We start from the raw sequence: 17,506 nt of genomic DNA on the forward strand, positions 1-17,506 counted from the left end.
TCCACGCGTCCGCCGCGTCAATCGGCCCTGAGGGCCATTTCGGTTTCGCTGTCGAACAGATGCATCCGTTCCTGGTCGAACTCGAGCCAGATCCGCTCATCGGGCGCGACGGCAATGCTCGGCGGCACGCTGACATTGACGATGGCGCCGGACAGGAACGCCTGAACGAATGTCACGTCTCCGGTCGGTTCCACCGTATAGGCCTTGGCCCGAATGGTGCCGGGGACAGAACTCTTGTGCAGCTTGATCGTCGAATGTCGCGCGCCGAGCACGACTTTCCGGGTCGTTGCTGTCGCGACCTTCCGCGCATTGGGCGGCGACAGCTCAAGGCTCCAGCCCTCCGCGCTGGTCAACACCGTGCTGCCGTTCGCCGTCGATGCCTCGAGCGGAATAAGGCTCATCGCCGGGCTGCCCACGAAGCTCGCGACGAACATGTTCACGGGATGCGCGAAAACCTGCGCCGGCGAATCATATTGCTGCAGATAGCCGCCGTTCATCACCGCCATCCTGTCCGCCATAGTCACGGCCTCCAGCTGGTCGTGCGTCACATAGATGATCGTTGCCTTCAGGTCCTGATGGAACCGCTTGATCTCGGAGCGCATCTGCACGCGCAGCTTTGCGTCCAGATTGGAGAGCGGTTCGTCCATCAGGAACACCGCCGGATCTCGAACGAGGGCGCGGCCCAGGGCCACGCGCTGCTGCTGACCACCCGAAAGCTCGCGCGGCTTGCGCTCGAGCAACTGCGTCATATCGAGCACGCGCGCCGCTTCCCTGACCTTCTTGTCGATCTCGTCCCTGGGCAGCCTGCGCATCTGCAGCGGGAAGGCCAGGTTCTTGTAGACCGATTTCTGCGGGTAGAGCGCATAGTTCTGGAACACCATCGCGATGTCCCGGTCCTTGGGATCGAGGCCGTTGACCACGCGGTCCCCGATGACGATGTCGCCCGATGTTGCCGAGGTCAGTCCCGCGACGAGATTGAGCGTGGTTGTCTTGCCGCAGCCTGAAGGGCCGACGAGAGCGACGAACTCGCCGTCATTGACCGTCAGCGAGACGTCGTTGACAGCTTTGAAGCCGCCATAGGTCTTGACGAGATCTTTGAGGACTACGTGGGCCATCGGCAGCGACTCCTAGTGCTTGACCGCGCCTTCCGTCAGGGCGCGTACGAAGTATCGTTGCAGGACGAGAAACAGTACGACGACGGGCACGCTCATCATGAAGCTTGCCGCCATCAGGCCCGGGAAATCCGTCGTATTTTCCGAGAAGAAGCGCTGGATGCCGACCGGCAGGGTCAACTGCTCGTTCTTGGAGAGGAAGGTGTAGGCGTAGATGTACTCGTTCCAGGCGCCGATGAAGGAATAGATCGCGGTGGCGATGATCCCCGGCGTCGAGAGCGGCATCACGATCAGGATGAAGGCCTGGAACCGTGTAGCGCCGTCGATGCGCGCCGCCTGCTCGAGCTGCACCGGGATGTTGTCGTAAAAGCCCTTGAGCAGCCAGATCGCCAGCGGCAGGCCGAAGGTCAGATAGGTGAGGATGAGCGAACCATGCGTGTTCACCAGCCCGAGCGCGCGCATCAGGATGAACAGCGGCACGAGAAAGATCACCGCCGGGAACATGTTTCGGAGCAGCACTGCGAAGAACAGGAAGTTCCGGCCCGGGAAAGTGAAGCGCGAAAACGCGTAGGCCGCGGGAACCGCCACGATCACCGAAAGGATGGTCGTGGCAGTGGAAACGTAAAGGCTGTTCCAGAAGAAGCGCAGGAAATCCTGGCCGACGCTGTTCTGCGGATCGAGCAGCTTCTGGTAGCTGGCAAGGGTAGGCTGGTCCGGCCACCATTGCGGCGGAAATTGCATCGCCGCGAAGCCGGACTTGATCGAGGTCAGCAGCATCCAGATCATCGGCAAGGCGGTGTAAAGCAGCATGAACACCAGGAATATGCGCCCGCCCCACCGCCATCCGTCGATCCGCATCCGGCGACGGGTCTGGCCTCGAGGGGCCGTCTCGGCAATCGTGCTCATGCGCTGCCATCCTTCCGCTCATTGCCGCTCAGCGCACGGACATAGAAATAGCCGAGTGTCATCAGGATGAAGAACAGCAGCACCGAATAGGCCGACGCCACGCCCCAGCGCTGCCGGCCGAAGGCAAGCTCATAAATGTGGGTGATCCAGATATGCGACGCGTTGGACGGCCCGCCTCCGGTCATGATCCATGGGATGATGAAGGAGTTGAAGTTGGCTACCGCGAGCAGCAGGATCGTCACCGTCGAGACGTTTCTCAAATGCGGGAAGGTGACGTGCCAAAAACGCTGCCATGCATTGGCCCCGTCGACTGTCGCGGCGCGCAGCAACTGGTCGGGAACCGTCTGCAGGCCGGCCATCATCATGATCATGGCAAACGGAAACTCGCGCCAGATATTGACGACGATCAGGGAGGGCAGCACCGTGCTGACATTGTCGATGAAATTCGGCGGCCCTCCGGCCAATCCGAGGCCAACCAGCACCGCGCCGATGACCCCGAAATCCGAATGGTAGATCCACTTCCAGATATAGGAAGCGGCGACCGCGCTGATGACCCAGGGAATGATCAGGATGGCGCGCAGGATACCGCGGCCGACAAAGTCGCGGTGGAGCGCCAGCGCGGCGCAAAAGCCAAGGACGAAGGAAATGAAAGTAGAGGCCGCTGTCCAGATAAGCGTATTCCAGGTGACCTTCCAGAACACCTCGCTTGTGAGGATGGCCGTGTAGTTGTTGATGCCGACGAAGATCTTGTCGCGGAGCTGCAGGCCGGGCGGGGTGTTGAAGAAGGATAATTCGATTGTGTAGTAGATCGGATAGGCGATGACGATGAGCATCACGGCAATCGCGGGAAGCACATACGCGTAGTCGGCGCGATGCTCCCAGATGCTGCGGAGCAAGCCCGACCCGGCGGGTTGCAATCTGCGGCGAGCCTCGGCCTTGCCGGTCGCGATCGTCACTGTAGCGCGCCCTTGTTCTTGGGGAAGTATCGGCCGCGCTCGCGGCGCAGCCGATCGGATCGTCGGTCAGGCCCGCATTAGAGCCCGCCTCCCATCAGGTCTTTCACCTTCTTGGCCGCGTCGTCCGCCGCCTGGTCGACGGTCATCGCTCCGGTCAGGGCATTCTGCAGCATGTCCGGGACGATGATGTTCATGATTTCGGGCGACTGCGGCAGCGCCGGGAACGGGATGCCGTATGGCAGCATCGAGGTCGTGACGTCGAGGAACTTGATGTTGTCCAGACGTTCCTTCATCCATTTGGTCTTGAAGCCGTTGAGGTTGCCCGGGTTCGATCCGGCATAGGCCATCTTCAGCGACCATTCCGGGCTCGTCCACATGCAGATGATGGCCTTTGCGGCCGGCTCGTCCACCTTGCCCCCCTCGACATATTCGGGCTTCAGGATGTGGATGTTCGAGCCGCCGAACACGACGGCGCGCTTGCCGTCCGGGCCGGTCGGAATCAGGCCGTAGCGCATGTTGTCGATGACCGTCTGTGCCTTGTCCTTGTCGGTGCCCGTCGCCTTCTTCTGCAGGTCGAGCATGACGTTGTAGTCGGACGGATGCGAGATCATCATGCCGAGTTGGCCGGCGAGAAACAGGGGCTGGTTGTCGGCCTGCTGGTTGGTGAGCGCCGAGACCGGAACCGATTTGTCGCGAACATACATGTCGTAGGAGGCCTGCAGCGCCGCCTTGCTCTGCGGGCTGTCGAGCTCGATCTGCTTGTAGGTGGGGTTGGGGGTAGCCTCGTCGAAGACGCCGCCGCCATAGGCCCACAGCTGCGGCATGAAGCGGTAAGGCGTGTTGCCGGCATTCTTGCGCGCCACCAGGCCGTAGCCGGCAATGCCAAGCTTGTCGTGGATTTGCTTGGAATATTTGACGACGTCGTCCCAGGTCGAAGGGGGCTTGTTCGGATCGAGGCCCGCGCGCTTGAAGATGTCGGCGTTCCAGATGAACGCCATCGTCTCGTTGTTGGTCGGAATGCCGTAGGTCACGCCGTCCCAGGTGACGGCCTTCATGGCGCCGGGCCAGAAGTCCTCGGTCGAATACCCCACATCCTCAGGCTTGAGCGGCTGCAGATAGCCCTTCGAGGCGAACTCGGTGCCGCCCAGAATTTGCAGGCGGACCGCCATCGGCGCCGCGTTGCCGAGCAGCGCCGTGCGGAACTTGTCGAGAAGGTCGTTGTAGGTGAGGGCTTGTTCCTCGAGCTGGATGTTCGGATAGGTCTTGCGGAAGGTCGCGAAGAAATCCTTGTAGTACTGGCGCAAAAGGTCCGGGTCGCCCTCGAACACGCCCTGATACCAGAAGGTCAGTCGTCCCTTGTAGTCGAGCGGGGTGACCTTGGCGCAATCGCCCGCAGTGTCAAAATCCTGCGTGCCCGCAATGGAGCGCACATATTCCGGCGACCACTTGTTCAGGTCGACCGGCGGCGCGCCCAGCGCCGGCACGGCCATCAACGATGCCAGTAACGCAGTGGAGACAGTGCCGCGCAGGACGGCACCGCCGAGCGTAATCCTCGTCATAGGTATCCTCCAGGTTTCTCTCCCGTGCCGCTCTGCGTCGAGGCAAGCGGTCGTTGCTCGTTCGATCGCGGGATATTTGCCGGTTCTAATGTATCCCTTCGACGACTTTGTACGTTTTCAGATCACAGATTATCTGTCAACGCGAAGAATCGTACATTGTTTTATCGAAACCGAGCGTGATATAGGGCGGAGGGTGTATTCACTTGGGGGAGATGGGCCTTGGCCGAGACAAGCGATTTCAAAGCGGAGCCACCTGCGGGAATTGACCCCATCGGGGCTTCCAGCGAGGGCGCCTCGCTTTATGAACTGATCAGGGATGACATCATCGAGGGACGGCTAGCCGCCAACGAACGGCTTGTGGTCGCCGATCTTGCCCGGCGTCACGGCACCTCGACCAACCCGGTGCGCGAGGCCCTGCAATTGTTGCGCGGAGAGGGCTTTGTCATCTTCAGCCCCAATCGCGGGGCGCGCGTGCGACCCATAGATCAGGACTTTGTCCGGGATGTCTACGAGATCGGCGTGCTGATCGAACCCGCCCTGACGCGATGGTTCGTGAACATGGCCACCGACGAGGATATCGCCGAGCTCGAACGTCTCCAGGACCTGATCGAGGAGAACAATTTTGTCGACACGTTCAGGCACAGCGAGCTCGATACCGCCTTCCACACCGTGATGTACCAGCGGCATTATAACCGCCATGCGGCCGAGCTCTGGTGGAAGCATCGCGAGGTGCTGAGGGCGGTCAGCCGACGGTTCAATTTCACGCTTGCCAGACGCGCCGCGATCATCCGCGAGCACCGCGAGCTCATCGCGCTGGTTAAATCGGGAGACGCCGAGAAGGCTGCCGAACTCATTGCCCGCCATGTCGAGGGCTCCGGCCGGCATGTGCTCGAACACATGCGCGCGCGCATTGCGGCTCGAGCCGGATAGCCGATCGGCAACATCATCCTGGCCACTTCAAAAAGGGTAGTTGAGATGAAAATCACCAGCATTCGGCCATGGCTGATCAAGTCCGACGCGTCCTATTGGGGCGAGTATCTGTTCGTCGAAGTGACGACCGACGAGGGGGTGAGCGGCTGGGGGGAGATCACCACCACGACAAAGCTCGCCAACCGCGCGCTCTGCACGATCCTGCGGCAGATCGGCATCGCCGTCACGGGCGAGGACCCGGCCCGTATCGAATATCTCTGGCACAAGATGTTCCGCAGCTTCACCTATATGGGCAGCCGCGGCGCCGCCGTCGAATGCGTGAGCGCCATCGACATAGCCCTCTGGGACATCCGCGGCAAAGTCCTCGGCAAGCCGATCTATGAGCTGCTGGGCGGACCGGTGCGCGATGAAATCGCGCTTTACACTCATCCCAACCAGGCCAAATTCACCAGCAAGGAAGCGGTGGTCCGCGAGATCCGAGATATCGTCGAGTCCGGGCACACCGGTCTAAAGTTCGACCCTTTTCCCCATCAGGGCCCCAGCGTCGATGGGATGGCCCGCGAAGGGCGTGACGGCTACCTCGACGGCGGCATGACCCGCAGGGACGAGCGCGAGGCCGCCGAACTGACGGCGCTGATCCGTGAGACGGCGGGTCCCGACGTCGACATCCTCATCGATGCGCATGGCCGCTTCGATGTTCCGACCGCCATTCGCCTCTGCCGCAGCCTCGAAGAGGCGGGCCAGATCGACTGGTTCGAGGAGCCCTGTCCGCCCGAGAGCCTCAATGCCCTCAAGCAGGTGCGCGACAAGGTCAGGGCCGCCATCTCGTGGGGCGAGCGCGGCCACACGAAGTGGGATTTCGTGCCGGTGCTCGAGAACAAGCTCGCCGACTACATCATGCCGGACGTCACCTGGACCGGCGGCATCACCGAGCTCAAGAAGATTTCTGCCCTTTGCGAAGCCTACTATGTGCCGGTTTCGCCGCATGACGCCGCCGGACCGATCAACGTGGTCGCGGGGGCGCAAGTGATGATGACCGTTCCCAACTTCTACAAGCTCGAAACCTCGGAGTGGGACCTCTCCAAATACGATCACCTCATCGACAGGCCGCTCGACGTTTCGAACGGCAGCCTCAGGCTGACCTCGAAGCCGGGTCTCGGTGTCGAGATGAATCGCGACTACCTGCAGGCCCACGAGATCGAGTTGGGCTAGCAACGACCTGTGCGGGCCAGGCGAGGGGCATAACCATCGACGAGAACGAGGATAAGTCATGCCGAAGACGGATGCAGCCGACGAGGCCCTCAATCGGGTGAACACCAATTCCAAGCCGTCCGAGCTCCGCATCACCGATATGCGGGTGGCCGAGATCGTCGGCGCGCCGTTCACCTCGGCGCTGCTCAAGATCTACACCAACCAGGGCATCGTCGGGCTTGGCGAGGTGCGCGACGGCGCCAGCGCCACTTATGCGCTGATGTTGAAGAGCCGGCTGCTCGGCGAAAACCCCTGCGATGTCGACCGCCTGTTCCGACGCATCAAGCAGTTCGGCGGCCACGGGCGGCAAGGCGGCGGTGTGTCGGCGGTCGAGATCGCGCTATGGGATATCGCCGGCAAGGCCTATGGCGTGCCAATCTACCAGATGCTGGGCGGCAAGTTCCGCGATCACGTGCGCGTCTATTGCGATACCGATGCCGAGAAACCGAGCGGCACCGAGACCGGCAAGCGCCTCAAGGAACGCATGGACCGCGGGTTCACCTTCCTGAAGATGGATCTCGGCTTGATGCAGATCGCCCACATTCCGGGCGCCGTGGTCGCGCCCGCCAGCACGCTCGAAGGGTTTCGCGCCAATCCGCGCGGCCGTGGCGGCACGCTCGAGGAGCGCAAGGCCCGCAACCTCGCCTATGACGCGCAGAACGTGCGGCACCCGTTCACCGGTCTGCATTTCACCGAGAAGGGCATCGACCTTCTCGAGCGGTACATCCACGAGGTTCGCGAGGTCATCGGCTATGAGGTCCCTTTGGCCATCGACCATGTCGGCCACATCTCTCTGCGGGACGGCATACGCCTGTCGCGCCGCATCGAGAAATATGTCCCGGCGTGGCTCGAGGATGTCATCCCCTGGCAGTACACCGAGCAATACCGGCAATTGCAGCAGGCGACCTCGGTGCCGATCTGCACCGGCGAGGACATCTACCTGAAGGAAGGTTTCGAGCCTCTGCTGAAGAGCGGCGGCCTCTCCATAGTCCATCCTGATCTGCTCACCAGCGGCGGTATCCTCGAGACCAAGAAGATCGGCGACATGGCGCAGGACCACGGCGTCGCCATGGCGATCCACATGGCCGAAAGCCCGATCGCTGCGATGGCCGCTGCACATGTCGCGGCCGCGACCGAGAACTTCTTGGCGCTTGAATATCATTCCGCCGATGTCGACTGGTGGGACGATATTGTTACCGGCCTGCCCAAACCGCTGGTGAAGGACGGCTTCATCACTGTTCCGGACAGACCGGGCTTGGGAATCGACGACGTCGTCGATGAAGTAATCGCGCAGCATCTGCAGCCCGGTGTCAGGGGGATATGGCAATCCACCGAGCATTGGGACAATGAATATAGCTGGGACCGGACCTGGAGTTAGCCAGACCGCCCGCTCTCATTCCCCAGGTTCACAGGACCAACGACCGACCATTCGTGTCGACCTCTCCTAAGGCGGAGATGAAGAAGGAAACGGACGAAATCATGATCTACGAACTGCGTATCTATGACTGCCTGCCGGGCAGGCTGCCGGCTTTGCTCAAGCGCTTTTCCGACCAAACTCTGGCCATCTGGGAGAGGCATGGCATCCGCCAGGCCGGTTTTTTCACCACGGCGATCGGCGAAAACAGCAATCGCCTCACCTATTTCCTCGCCTGGGAAACGCTGGCCGAGCGTGAGGCGAAATGGGCGGCTTTCGTCACCGATCCGGCATGGCACAGGGCCCGGGACGAGTCTGAGCGCGACGGCCAGATCATCGCCAATATCAGCAGCCAGATGCTCACGCCGACGGCTTTCTCGTCTGTGAACTAGGACTGCGCCATGAAGATCACCGACCTGCGCTGCGCCGTCATCGGCCAGCACCCCATCGTGCGCATCGTGACCGACGAGGGTCTTTACGGCCTTGGCGAGGTCGAGTTCACCAAGACCTACCTCAAGCCCTTCGTGCTGCATTTCCGCGAGGCGCTGATCGGCGAGGATCCGACCGACGTCGAGCGGGTGATGCTGAAGATCCGCCAGCGCGGCTCGTTCAAGCCCTATGGCGCGGCGGTAAGCGCGATCGAGCATGCGCTGTGGGACATTGCCGGCAAGGCCGCCGGCGTTCCCGTCTATAAGCTGCTCGGCGGCAAGGTGCGCGACAAGGTGCGCGTCTATAACGGCTCGATCCGCCGCAAGCGCGCCGGCGACCGGCCGGAGGACTACGCCGCCGACGTCAAATGGATGATGGAGCAGCCGCAGAACTTCTTCATGATCAAGCAGGGCATCTCGTTCCATTCCAATATGAAGGACACCATCGAGGGCTTCCATTACGGCGTGACGCAGAACAAGGCCGGCTATCACGGCGCCATGGATCAGGGCGTTATCAGTGAGCGCGGCTTCAATCACATGCTCGACTGCGTGATCGCGATGAAGGAGGTGCTGGGCGACAAGGTGAGCCTGGCGCTCGACTGCGGTCCGGGCTGGATGTTGCCCGACGCGATCAAATTCGCCCGCGCGGTCGAGAAGTACAATTTGATGTGGCTGGAGGACATGCTGACCGGCGACTATGTGCCGTGGGTCAATCCGCAAGCCTATCGGGAGCTGACCACCTCCACCTCGACGCCGATCCATACCGGCGAGCAGATCTACCTGCGGCACAATTTCAAGGAGCTGATCGAGACGCAGGCGGTGCGCGTCATCGGCCCCGATCCGGCCGATATCGGCGGCATCGCCGAGCTCAAATGGGTGGCCGAGCACGCCTACATGCATTCCATCCTGATGGCGCCGCACGGCGTCGCGAACGGCCTGCTCGGCCTCGGCGCGCTGATCAATGTCTGCGCCACCTTGCCCGCCAACTACATCGCCTTCGAATATCCGAGCGCCTCCGATCCCTGGTGGGAAGACATCGTCATCGGCCTGCCGTCGCAGATCGTGAAGGACAGCATGGTGGACCTGCTGGAAGCGCCGGGGCTGGGGCTCGATATCGACGCCGAGGCGGCCCGGAAGTATCTCAGGGAAGAGGATGCGGGCTTCTTCGACTGAGCGTAGAAGCGTCGGCGAAAGGGACTATCGTGGGAGAGGGGATGGTGCCCAGAGGCGGAATCCAAGCAGAGAAAATAGCACTTGGTTTCTCAATTGCATAGTTATGAAGCAGCAGCAGCGCTGACCAACAAAAATACCAACAAAATATTTCTGTGGATTGGTTCGGTTCCCGAACATTGCCTTTCGGTCCGACGCCGCCGCACCCTAGATGCAGTCGAGCATCGCAGCGACTTATCACCTATCCATCGACAATCAAGTCACATGTATTTGCCATGCGATGTTTGCAACTTGGACAGAGTGTCCCCTGCGGACAAAATTCCTGAACGACTGCTTCGCCCTCATCGCAGCCATTAAAGTGAGTTTTGGTCACCTGGACGCGGACACTTAGACCAAATTCGGCAATGGAGGGCTCTTACCTGGGATGTCGAAGTGCCTAACGCCTCACTCGAGCCGTACTTTCCCTGACGGTCAACCTGATCGCCAACTCGCATTGCGATGGTGATGTGATCGGCAGCAATTCGGCCCATGTCGCGTGCCGCACTGGACTCTGTTGCTGGGCCACAGACCCGATCGACACTCGGAGTATGACCGTTTTCTGTTCGACTACCATCAAATCACGGGCGAACTGCCAACCGCATGCTCGAACTGTTTGAACGCCACGGTCGCGTGACCAATCGTTTCTCGGTGCTAAGCACGGACGATCATAATCAGATACACGCGGCGTTTTCGCCCGAGGACCTGATGGGGTCGAATTCATCCTGCGGGGCAAGGACGGGCCGATCGCAAAGGCTTTCACCGGGCGCGCACGCGCGCGGAGGAGGGCGTCCGGCAAAGATGCCGCAATCGCCGTGCCGGAGGGCTGTCCCACGACTATCGCCTGTGTTTCTGGCTCTCTGGCAAATATGCGGCAGGGACGTTTACAACTGGTGACGCCGGTAACGAACGCTGGCCTCTCGGGTACCGAATAATGTCTCAACGTGTCTTCAGCACGCCCGACGAGTTCCGGGAGGGTCTCGATGGCATCGTCGACGAATATGCTCGAAAACCCGCCTCCCAACCGGCCAATTCGCTTCCGCGGAGACCTGCAACACGAGGCGGGGGACCACTGCTTCCATCTCCGCTCACGGAACATTCAGCATCGAGTGCTCGACGGGGTGGTTCCGATTTCCATTGTCATCTAATCGCGAGCGGGAACTGTACAGCCTCGGAGCTGATTATGGGGGTCACGGATGCAGCGAGCGTCCTTGCCATCGCCGACCTGCTCGATCAGCTATACGCGGCTGGGGTGATCGAAGAGGATCTCGACGACATTTCGCTTGGCAGAACGGGATGACGGGCGCGGGCCGCAGGCCGCGAGCTTTTTTGTCGCAACGCCACTGCCCTGCGTTCCACTCCGATAAAGCGGGCTATCGCGGCCGGTCCTCGACGAAATCGTGGTGCTCGCCGACGGCTTCGCCAATGACAATGGCGCCAAGCTTACCGGACCCCTCTATGCCGTGGGTTGGCATTGAAGTCATTGGCAAGCCAAGCCGGCGTGGCGTTTCCCCTCGCAGATCATCTGGTCGCACCGTCCGTTGCGCTGTCACGTCATGGTTATCGTGCGCGATGCCGTCCGGCGACAGGGGCAGACTATCTGCCAGGCCTTGCCGCGGGCTTCCAATTGTAGATCGTCGCTTCGGAGATCCCATGCTTGCGAGCCGGTCCAGCATGTCCGATCTATCCACATTACGAATGTAACCCGTTTCGACGTTGACCCTTCAGAACTTTGGATCTTCATTGCAGGACACGCTCCAATCGGCGCATTCGATGTTGAACGAAGGTCCATTTGCCGCTGGCAAAACTTACATCATCTAACTCGGGCTCAGTCAAAGTGGAAACAGCGTTCGGCTAAGCCGGAAACCGTCACATTTGATTCAACAATTCTTCGGTCAAAGGAGCAGCCATGGCTACCGTGAAAGTCGATATCGATAACTTCCAGTCGGAAGTTCTGGAATCCGCAGCACCCGTCGTCGTCGATTTCTGGGCCGAATGGTGCGATCCCTGCAAGATGATTGCTCCGAGCCTCGAGGAAATCTCCGTCGAGATGGAAGGCAAGATCAAGATCGCCAAGCTTAACATCGATGAAAACCCGGAACTCGCCGCCCAATTGGGCGTGCGCTCCATTCCGACGCTTGCGATCTTCAAAGGCGGCGAAGTGGCCGATTTCTCGGTCGGCGCCAAACCGAAGACAGCTCTTTTGAACTGGATTTCGAACGCTGCCTGATCGAGGTCGCTCAAATGAAGAAACCGTAGATCCGCCCCGTGGGTTCATAGTGATTTATTGGCATTTGTACAGGGCTCAGCCCTTTGTGCTTCCGCTTTATGCCGGAACGAACGAGTGGCGAGGAAGCTTTTCACTGGGGCGTTGTCGAGGCAGTTGCCGTTGCGTGAATGCCGCAGCTTTCACGCATGCCGTTGCAGGTTCGCGTGACCGCACTCAACCAATGACGCCCTGTTGTTGACAGGCTTAGGCGATGCGTCTTGCTGGATCGGAGAGGGAATATGGGCAGTACCGGAGAGTTGGTCGGACAAGCAGGGCGTCCTGATAGCGAAGAAGGCCCGCACCGCGTCTCCGACGCAATGTCGGACCAGCAGGAGACGCGCGAAGCGACGCTTGCCATCGCCGGCGCGGTGGTTGCCCGCGACGGCAATCTCGACGGATTCTCTGATTCAGAATTGGCCAATCTGGTGAACGGTTTCGGCAAGTGGCCGGAAGAAGAAAAAGCACGCAAGGCGATCGTTGCCATCGCCAGCGAGCTCGGTTCCAAGGGCCGTCGCTTCAGTGCTTTCGGCACGCCCGCACTAGTCAGGATCGCCAATGGCCTGTCGCGGGGTATCGAGGCGGGAGAGACCGCCGGCGAGGTCGCCGAACCGGCCTTGCTGAAGGACCGGCTGCATCAGCTGGCGCACTACCTGCAATATGCCGAGGATCGGCTCCAGCAGGCCGATGTCCATGCCGTCGCGGGTATATTCAAGGCGTTGGGCAAGGCGCAGTTGTTGGATGATCTGGGTATGCTGGCACAGCCGGGGCTGGACAGGCTCGAGGTGTTACGTGCCGCTCCCGGGTTTAAGCTCGACAACAACCTCGAGACGATGGGCAATCTTTGCAGCTCCCTGCTGCCACTAGCTCGCAGCCCGAAGCCGGCGTTGCGCTGGCACCGCAAGTCGACGCTGAACCTGCTCAACGCCATCCAGCCGGTGGTGGAACACAAGATAGATGCCTATCTCGCAGCAGGCCAGGCCGAGCGTACCAGCGGCGCCAATGCAAGCCGCCGCCCGGCGCTTTCGATCCATCAGGTGCTCAAGACCCGGGCGGTGCTGGAGACGCTCTACCGGCGGCCCTATGTCGACGGCGACGAGCTCGCCTTGCGGGCCAGGCAGGAAGAGCTGCATGGCAAGACTAGGCAGATACTGAAGAGCGCCCGCACCCTCATCGACGCCGACCTTTCCTACAAGAGCTGGAACGTGATCGCCTCTATCGAGGCGAAGGAACCGCTCGAAGCGCTCGACACCTTCATGGCGCAGAACGCATCGATGATCCAGGCCCAGCATGCAGCCGCCAGCTTCGATGTTCATCGGGTGCTTCAGGCCATGGACCAAGAGCCGAGACCGCCGCAAGGCGATGCCGGACTAATGCGGCTGCCGGTGGTCGACATGCAAGGCCAGCCGCTGGCCAGCGAAGCCGAGTTGCGCTATTCCATTTTCCATCGCTTGACCTCGGGCGCGGTGAACGTGGTGGCGGTGCAGCTAAAGGGAACTCCGACTGGCGCCATGTTGACACGCACGGTGGCCGTGGAGGGCGTGCCCTACCGCATGGACCTGTTCGGCGGCAGCAAACTGAAGCCGCCGCAAAGGAGCCTTAACCAGCTTGCCTCTGACCTGCCCTTCACGGCCGCAGAGGCCCCAAGCGGCAAGCTTTTGGCGATCCCCTATGCCGAGACGGCTCCGGGTACGGCCTTTGAGCAGCTGTCGCGGGCCTGGGCGCCGTTCAAGGAAGCCTATTACTATACCCAGCGCCGCGGATTTGCCGCGCCGCCGGGCATCCCCGACGTTGGCCCGCATGATTATGCGCTGGAAGGGTGCTTCAAGCTGTCCCTTCTGCCCGACCGCCCCGCAGGCGCGGTGCATCCCTTCCGGTTCGAGGGGCGAGACGGCGAGATCGCCTTGCGGCCGCATGACGGCTGCGGCTTCATCAGGGCGTCGCTGGCCGAGCGCATGCCGTCCGTTGCCCGGGCTCGCCACGACGCTCCCGAGCGGATGCCTGCCTTTGCCGATAAAAGGCAATCGGCGGTACCGCCCACGGCGCTGCAACATTATCCGCGCAGCGTCGAGGTGGCACAGGAGACCCGCGAGAAGGCTCTGGCGTGGCTCGAAACCCATCAAAGCCTCACCACCGAGGAGCTGTTTCGGACGGTCACGGGCGGGCATATCGAGGGTTCGAACGCTATCGCCGTGCCGTCCAGTGACGAATGCCTGTATGTGCCGACGGGCAAGAGCAAGACCTTGACCCGTGACGCTGGCGTACTTGTCGGACGCTCCCCCTATGACAAGCCCAACCTGCGCCCGTTCGCCGCCGACCGGGTCAGGTCGGCGCGCGATGGCGACCGCACCGCGGCGTTCCTGGATCGGTGCGTGGCCTTCCAATACAGCTTCAACGTCGCGCACAGATCGGGGGCTAGGCTTGCCGCCGACGATCCGACCTTCTTTGCCAAAGGCGTCTTGATCGTTGTGCCCGACGAAATGTGGCCGGCGGACTTCGCCGACCGCGGGATGGTGATGTCTGCCGAGGACGTAAAGTGCCATTCGCGCTGGCTGGAGGAAAAGGACCGGGTTAAGACCGACACCGCGCTCGAGTGCGTCGGCATCCTGCAGGCGACGGAGGTGTTCGCGCCCGGCTCTTTGGTTGCGGTTCCGACCGTCCAACAAAAAATGCTCGACGGCGATTTTGATGGCGATGCCGTCATCATCATCGGCGACCAGCCTCGCCTTTACGAGCATGTGCGCCAGTTCGACGCGCAGCTGCAGGCGCGCGGCATCGCCTCGATGAAGCCGCCGAAGTCGCACACGCCGGCCATTGAGAAAGGCGGCTACCAGTTCAGCCGGTCCAAGCAGATCCTGTCGGCCACCGGGCTGGTGCTGGAGACCTACAGCTGCCTGCAGCGCAACGTGCTGGCGCAGCCGCTGGAGGCGCAACGCTGGTTTGCTGAGCGTGCCATCTTCGGCACCTACGAGGGCATTCATCAAGAGCTCAAGGCCGACATCCGTGCATTGTTGCAGGAAGATCGGCCGAATGGCCAGACCCTCCATGAGCTGATCGCCAGGGCGGGGGAAGACAGCAAGACCGCCCGGCATCCGGTGGCCTGCGAACTGGCCGCGTTGCTAGTGGCCGAGCTCCAGGACTGGAACCTGCAGCTCAATAGCGAGCCGGCTCATGAGCAGTCGGACGTCAAGCAGAAGTTTGCGCGATCCGTGGCCTCAACCGGCGCGAAGCCTGCCGTCAGCGCCGAGGCCGCCGCGCTCTTCCCGAAACTCAGCGAATCCTATCCGGCAACCGCTGATGCCAGGAAACGCGTCGACTTCCTGCTCAACCGCTATCAGGCGCGCATTGATCCGCGGCCCGACGGCTACAACCCGGTCGATCTGCATGAAAGCGCGATCAATCTGTTGAGCGTCGGCATCAAGGTCGGCACGGACGCCTACAAGTCCGAAACCGGTGCGCGAGTGTTCATGCAAAAAACCACCGAATTGCAGCGGCTCATAGAGCAGAGGCCGGGCTTCAAGTCGGCGCCCTATGTCAAGTCGCAGGCGGCAAAGCTCCAACAGGGCCGGTTCGACGTCGATGGCAGCCTGGCGGATCTGAAGGACAACCCCACGCTGGCGGCGTCGGTCATGGAGGCCTCGATCAGACTCGCCGTCGAAAACCGAATACTGCCCAGCGCCTTAGCAATTCCGGCCTACGACGACCCCGCCAGCAGGATAGCGCCGAACAGCGAACAGGCCCTGGAGCGCGCCAGGCTCGAAGCCGCCCTCGCCCAAGCGCAAGAAAGCGCGATTACCGAAACTGTGCATGCGGTTGCCGAGCTTTTGCGGCAGGACGGCATCGAGGTGCAGGTGCCGCATCTTGATCAACGGTCGCGTGGGCAGATCGGGACAGCCAACGAGTTGACCGGCCAGGGCGTGAGCGCGGCGCCGGATGCCCAACTGGTCACCAGTGCAGTGCGCCATGTCTTTGAGATCCCGGACGAGGCTTTTACGCGCGCCTTCAGGAAGGCGGCACTGGCCTTCGAGGAGCGTGACTGCAGCGAGGTCGAGACCACCAACTGGTTCATCAGGATGGACACGCAGGGGTTACGCGGCGTTCACACGGCGTTCAGAACCGCACAGAACTATCGCTTCGAGGTCGAGTTCCATACGCCGGCCAGTTACCGGGCCGAGCTCGCGCAGCGCGCGCAGAGCGAATGCGAGCTGGTCCCCATTCCCCGTGGTGCCTGGGACATATTACACTGGGGCTCGTCAGGAGAAAGCAGGTCGAGGGCGGCAGGGACCTCCAGGTCGCCCACCGTCGCAAGACAACAGAGTGCGGTCATTCTCTCGCCGCATGCCGGCAAGATCGTCGCGGCCCTCGGTACGAGGCCGGTCGTGCTCGTCGGCATGCCGGCGAGCGGCAAGTCGAGCATCGGCCCCCGCCTTGCCAGGGAGCTGGGGGTGGAGTTTGTCGACATCGATAAACTTATCATCAAAGGGCACGGCGATATTAAGGATATATTCGAGCGCCGTGGCGAGCCCTACTTCAGGGAGCTGGAGACTAGAGAGCTCGCCGAGCAGTTGAAGAAAGGCCCCATGGTCATCGCAACCGGCGGCGGCGGCTTTGTCAAGCAGCCCAATCGAGACCTGATCCGCGAGAAGGCGGTGTCAATCTGGCTCAACACCGACCTGGATGAGATCGGCAGGCGCCTCCACCTGCAGCAGCGCTCCACGGGCGACACCGGCCGGCCGCTGCTGCAAGGCCCCGACATCAAGCAGCAGCTCGAAAACATGTTAGAAAAGCGCGGGCCAGACTACCAACAGGCCGATATCAAGGTGGTCCCGACCTTTAGAAAAGACAAGAAGAACGCCGGCATTTGCGTGGAGGCGCTCCACGATTTTCTGTGCAGCAGGGAGAGAGAAGCCGCCCTGACGCCCGCTGCCGAGATGTCACATGTCTCCGGTGCTTCCGGCACAGTCGTGGAAACCATCCAGGCGCCGGCGGCACCAATGAGTCAAGGTGAACTGCCGCCTCTCGACACCCTCACCGCCGACCCGCAGCCTTTGCTGGCCGGCAATAACGCACGAGCGGATTTAGCATCTTCCATGAGAAGCAGAGAACGCTCAAGTCGATGACAACAAGCTTTAGGCGACAACGATCAGGTCCTTTCGCAGGTTTGGTGCAGGGGGCGGGTTCGCGCCGAATGCTAACAAAAGTGGGAATCGCATGCATAAAGTCGTCAGAAGCCTCTGGCCGAGTCGATCTGGTCCTAGATGACACAGGAGATTCGTTGACCGCCCAATGGCCCGCCCTTCACAGCAGTGATGCGGCAGCAGGGCTTCGTTCGCGGTCTGGCAAGGTCTCGAGATGACAGGCTGCTTGTGCTTGGGATCGAGGTCATGGCCGAGGGCGTGGAGACAGAGGCAGACCGACAAATTCTGCACAGCTTGGCTGCAGAACCGCTCAGGGCTTCCTGTCCCTATGCCCCAATCA

Annotated in this window: 11 protein-coding genes; 7 read left to right on the forward strand and 4 right to left on the reverse strand. The window is 61.5% G+C overall.

The features are described from left to right. Nucleotides 1-17 precede the first annotated feature (17 nt). The 4 genes from FJ419_RS04745 to FJ419_RS04760 form a co-directional block, all read right to left on the reverse strand. Nucleotides 18-1,115, reverse strand: coding sequence for an ABC transporter ATP-binding protein (locus FJ419_RS04745; RefSeq protein WP_140688010.1), 1,098 nt, complete (start codon nucleotides 1,113-1,115; stop codon nucleotides 18-20). A 12-nt stretch (nucleotides 1,116-1,127) separates the two neighbouring features. Continuing rightward, nucleotides 1,128-2,018, reverse strand: a complete 891-nt coding sequence (locus FJ419_RS04750; protein WP_140636295.1) for a carbohydrate ABC transporter permease — start codon at nucleotides 2,016-2,018, stop codon at nucleotides 1,128-1,130. Then, a complete protein-coding gene (locus tag FJ419_RS04755; protein ID WP_140542123.1) occupies nucleotides 2,015-2,974 on the reverse strand; it encodes a sugar ABC transporter permease in 960 nt (319 codons plus the stop codon). The genes FJ419_RS04750 and FJ419_RS04755 overlap by 4 nt, the downstream gene beginning before the upstream one ends. 77 nt (nucleotides 2,975-3,051) lie before the next feature. Next, nucleotides 3,052-4,533 (reverse strand): sugar ABC transporter substrate-binding protein, encoded by a 1,482-nt coding sequence (locus FJ419_RS04760; RefSeq protein WP_140688012.1) that lies wholly within the window; start codon nucleotides 4,531-4,533, stop codon nucleotides 3,052-3,054. A 219-nt stretch (nucleotides 4,534-4,752) separates the two neighbouring features. Here FJ419_RS04760 and FJ419_RS04765 point away from each other — a divergent pair, with 219 nt between their 5' ends. The 7 genes from FJ419_RS04765 to FJ419_RS04800 all read left to right on the forward strand — a co-directional run bounded on the left by FJ419_RS04765 (nucleotide 4,753) and on the right by FJ419_RS04800 (nucleotide 17,148). Beyond that, nucleotides 4,753-5,463 (forward strand): GntR family transcriptional regulator, encoded by a 711-nt coding sequence (locus FJ419_RS04765; protein ID WP_140688014.1) that lies wholly within the window; start codon nucleotides 4,753-4,755, stop codon nucleotides 5,461-5,463. A 45-nt stretch (nucleotides 5,464-5,508) separates the two neighbouring features. Continuing rightward, on the forward strand, nucleotides 5,509-6,675 hold the full coding sequence (locus FJ419_RS04770) for a mandelate racemase/muconate lactonizing enzyme family protein (protein ID WP_140688017.1): 1,167 nt from the start codon (nucleotides 5,509-5,511) through the stop codon (nucleotides 6,673-6,675). A 58-nt stretch (nucleotides 6,676-6,733) separates the two neighbouring features. Continuing rightward, complete coding sequence (locus tag FJ419_RS04775) at nucleotides 6,734-8,092, forward strand: mandelate racemase/muconate lactonizing enzyme family protein (RefSeq protein ID WP_140688019.1); 1,359 nt, start codon at nucleotides 6,734-6,736, stop codon at nucleotides 8,090-8,092. A gap of 101 nt (nucleotides 8,093-8,193) precedes the next feature. Continuing rightward, the gene (locus FJ419_RS04780; protein WP_140688021.1) at nucleotides 8,194-8,520 is read left to right on the forward strand and encodes an NIPSNAP family protein; all 327 of its coding nucleotides are present in this window, start codon (nucleotides 8,194-8,196) and stop codon (nucleotides 8,518-8,520) included. A gap of 9 nt (nucleotides 8,521-8,529) precedes the next feature. After that, nucleotides 8,530-9,729 carry a mandelate racemase/muconate lactonizing enzyme family protein gene (locus FJ419_RS04785; protein ID WP_140688023.1) on the forward strand — a complete coding sequence of 400 codons (1,200 nt, stop codon included), beginning with the start codon at nucleotides 8,530-8,532 and terminating at the stop codon, nucleotides 9,727-9,729. Nucleotides 9,730-11,671: 1,942 nt separating this feature from the next. Continuing rightward, entirely contained in the window at nucleotides 11,672-11,992 is a 321-nt protein-coding gene (trxA, locus tag FJ419_RS04795) for a thioredoxin (RefSeq protein ID WP_064995677.1), read from the forward strand. Nucleotides 11,993-12,270: 278 nt separating this feature from the next. Beyond that, nucleotides 12,271-17,148: a shikimate kinase gene (locus FJ419_RS04800; RefSeq protein ID WP_140688026.1), complete on the forward strand. Its 4,878-nt coding sequence runs from the start codon at nucleotides 12,271-12,273 to the stop codon at nucleotides 17,146-17,148. The last annotated feature ends 358 nt before the right edge of the window (nucleotides 17,149-17,506 follow it).

The organism is Mesorhizobium sp. B2-6-2, from assembly GCF_006440615.1.
Classification (GTDB): Bacteria; Pseudomonadota; Alphaproteobacteria; order Rhizobiales; family Rhizobiaceae; genus Mesorhizobium.

Coding starts and splice junctions, on each gene's coding strand:
- FJ419_RS04785 (WP_140688023.1), top strand. CDS start 8,530: ATGAAGATCACCGACCTGCGCTGCGCCGTCATCGGCCAGCACCCCATC.
- FJ419_RS04760 (WP_140688012.1), bottom strand. CDS start 4,533: ATGACGAGGATTACGCTCGGCGGTGCCGTCCTGCGCGGCACTGTCTCC.
- FJ419_RS04770 (WP_140688017.1), top strand. CDS start 5,509: ATGAAAATCACCAGCATTCGGCCATGGCTGATCAAGTCCGACGCGTCC.
- FJ419_RS04780 (WP_140688021.1), top strand. CDS start 8,194: ATGATCTACGAACTGCGTATCTATGACTGCCTGCCGGGCAGGCTGCCG.
- FJ419_RS04775 (WP_140688019.1), top strand. CDS start 6,734: ATGCCGAAGACGGATGCAGCCGACGAGGCCCTCAATCGGGTGAACACC.
- FJ419_RS04750 (WP_140636295.1), bottom strand. CDS start 2,018: ATGAGCACGATTGCCGAGACGGCCCCTCGAGGCCAGACCCGTCGCCGG.
- trxA (WP_064995677.1), top strand. CDS start 11,672: ATGGCTACCGTGAAAGTCGATATCGATAACTTCCAGTCGGAAGTTCTG.
- FJ419_RS04800 (WP_140688026.1), top strand. CDS start 12,271: ATGGGCAGTACCGGAGAGTTGGTCGGACAAGCAGGGCGTCCTGATAGC.
- FJ419_RS04745 (WP_140688010.1), bottom strand. CDS start 1,115: ATGGCCCACGTAGTCCTCAAAGATCTCGTCAAGACCTATGGCGGCTTC.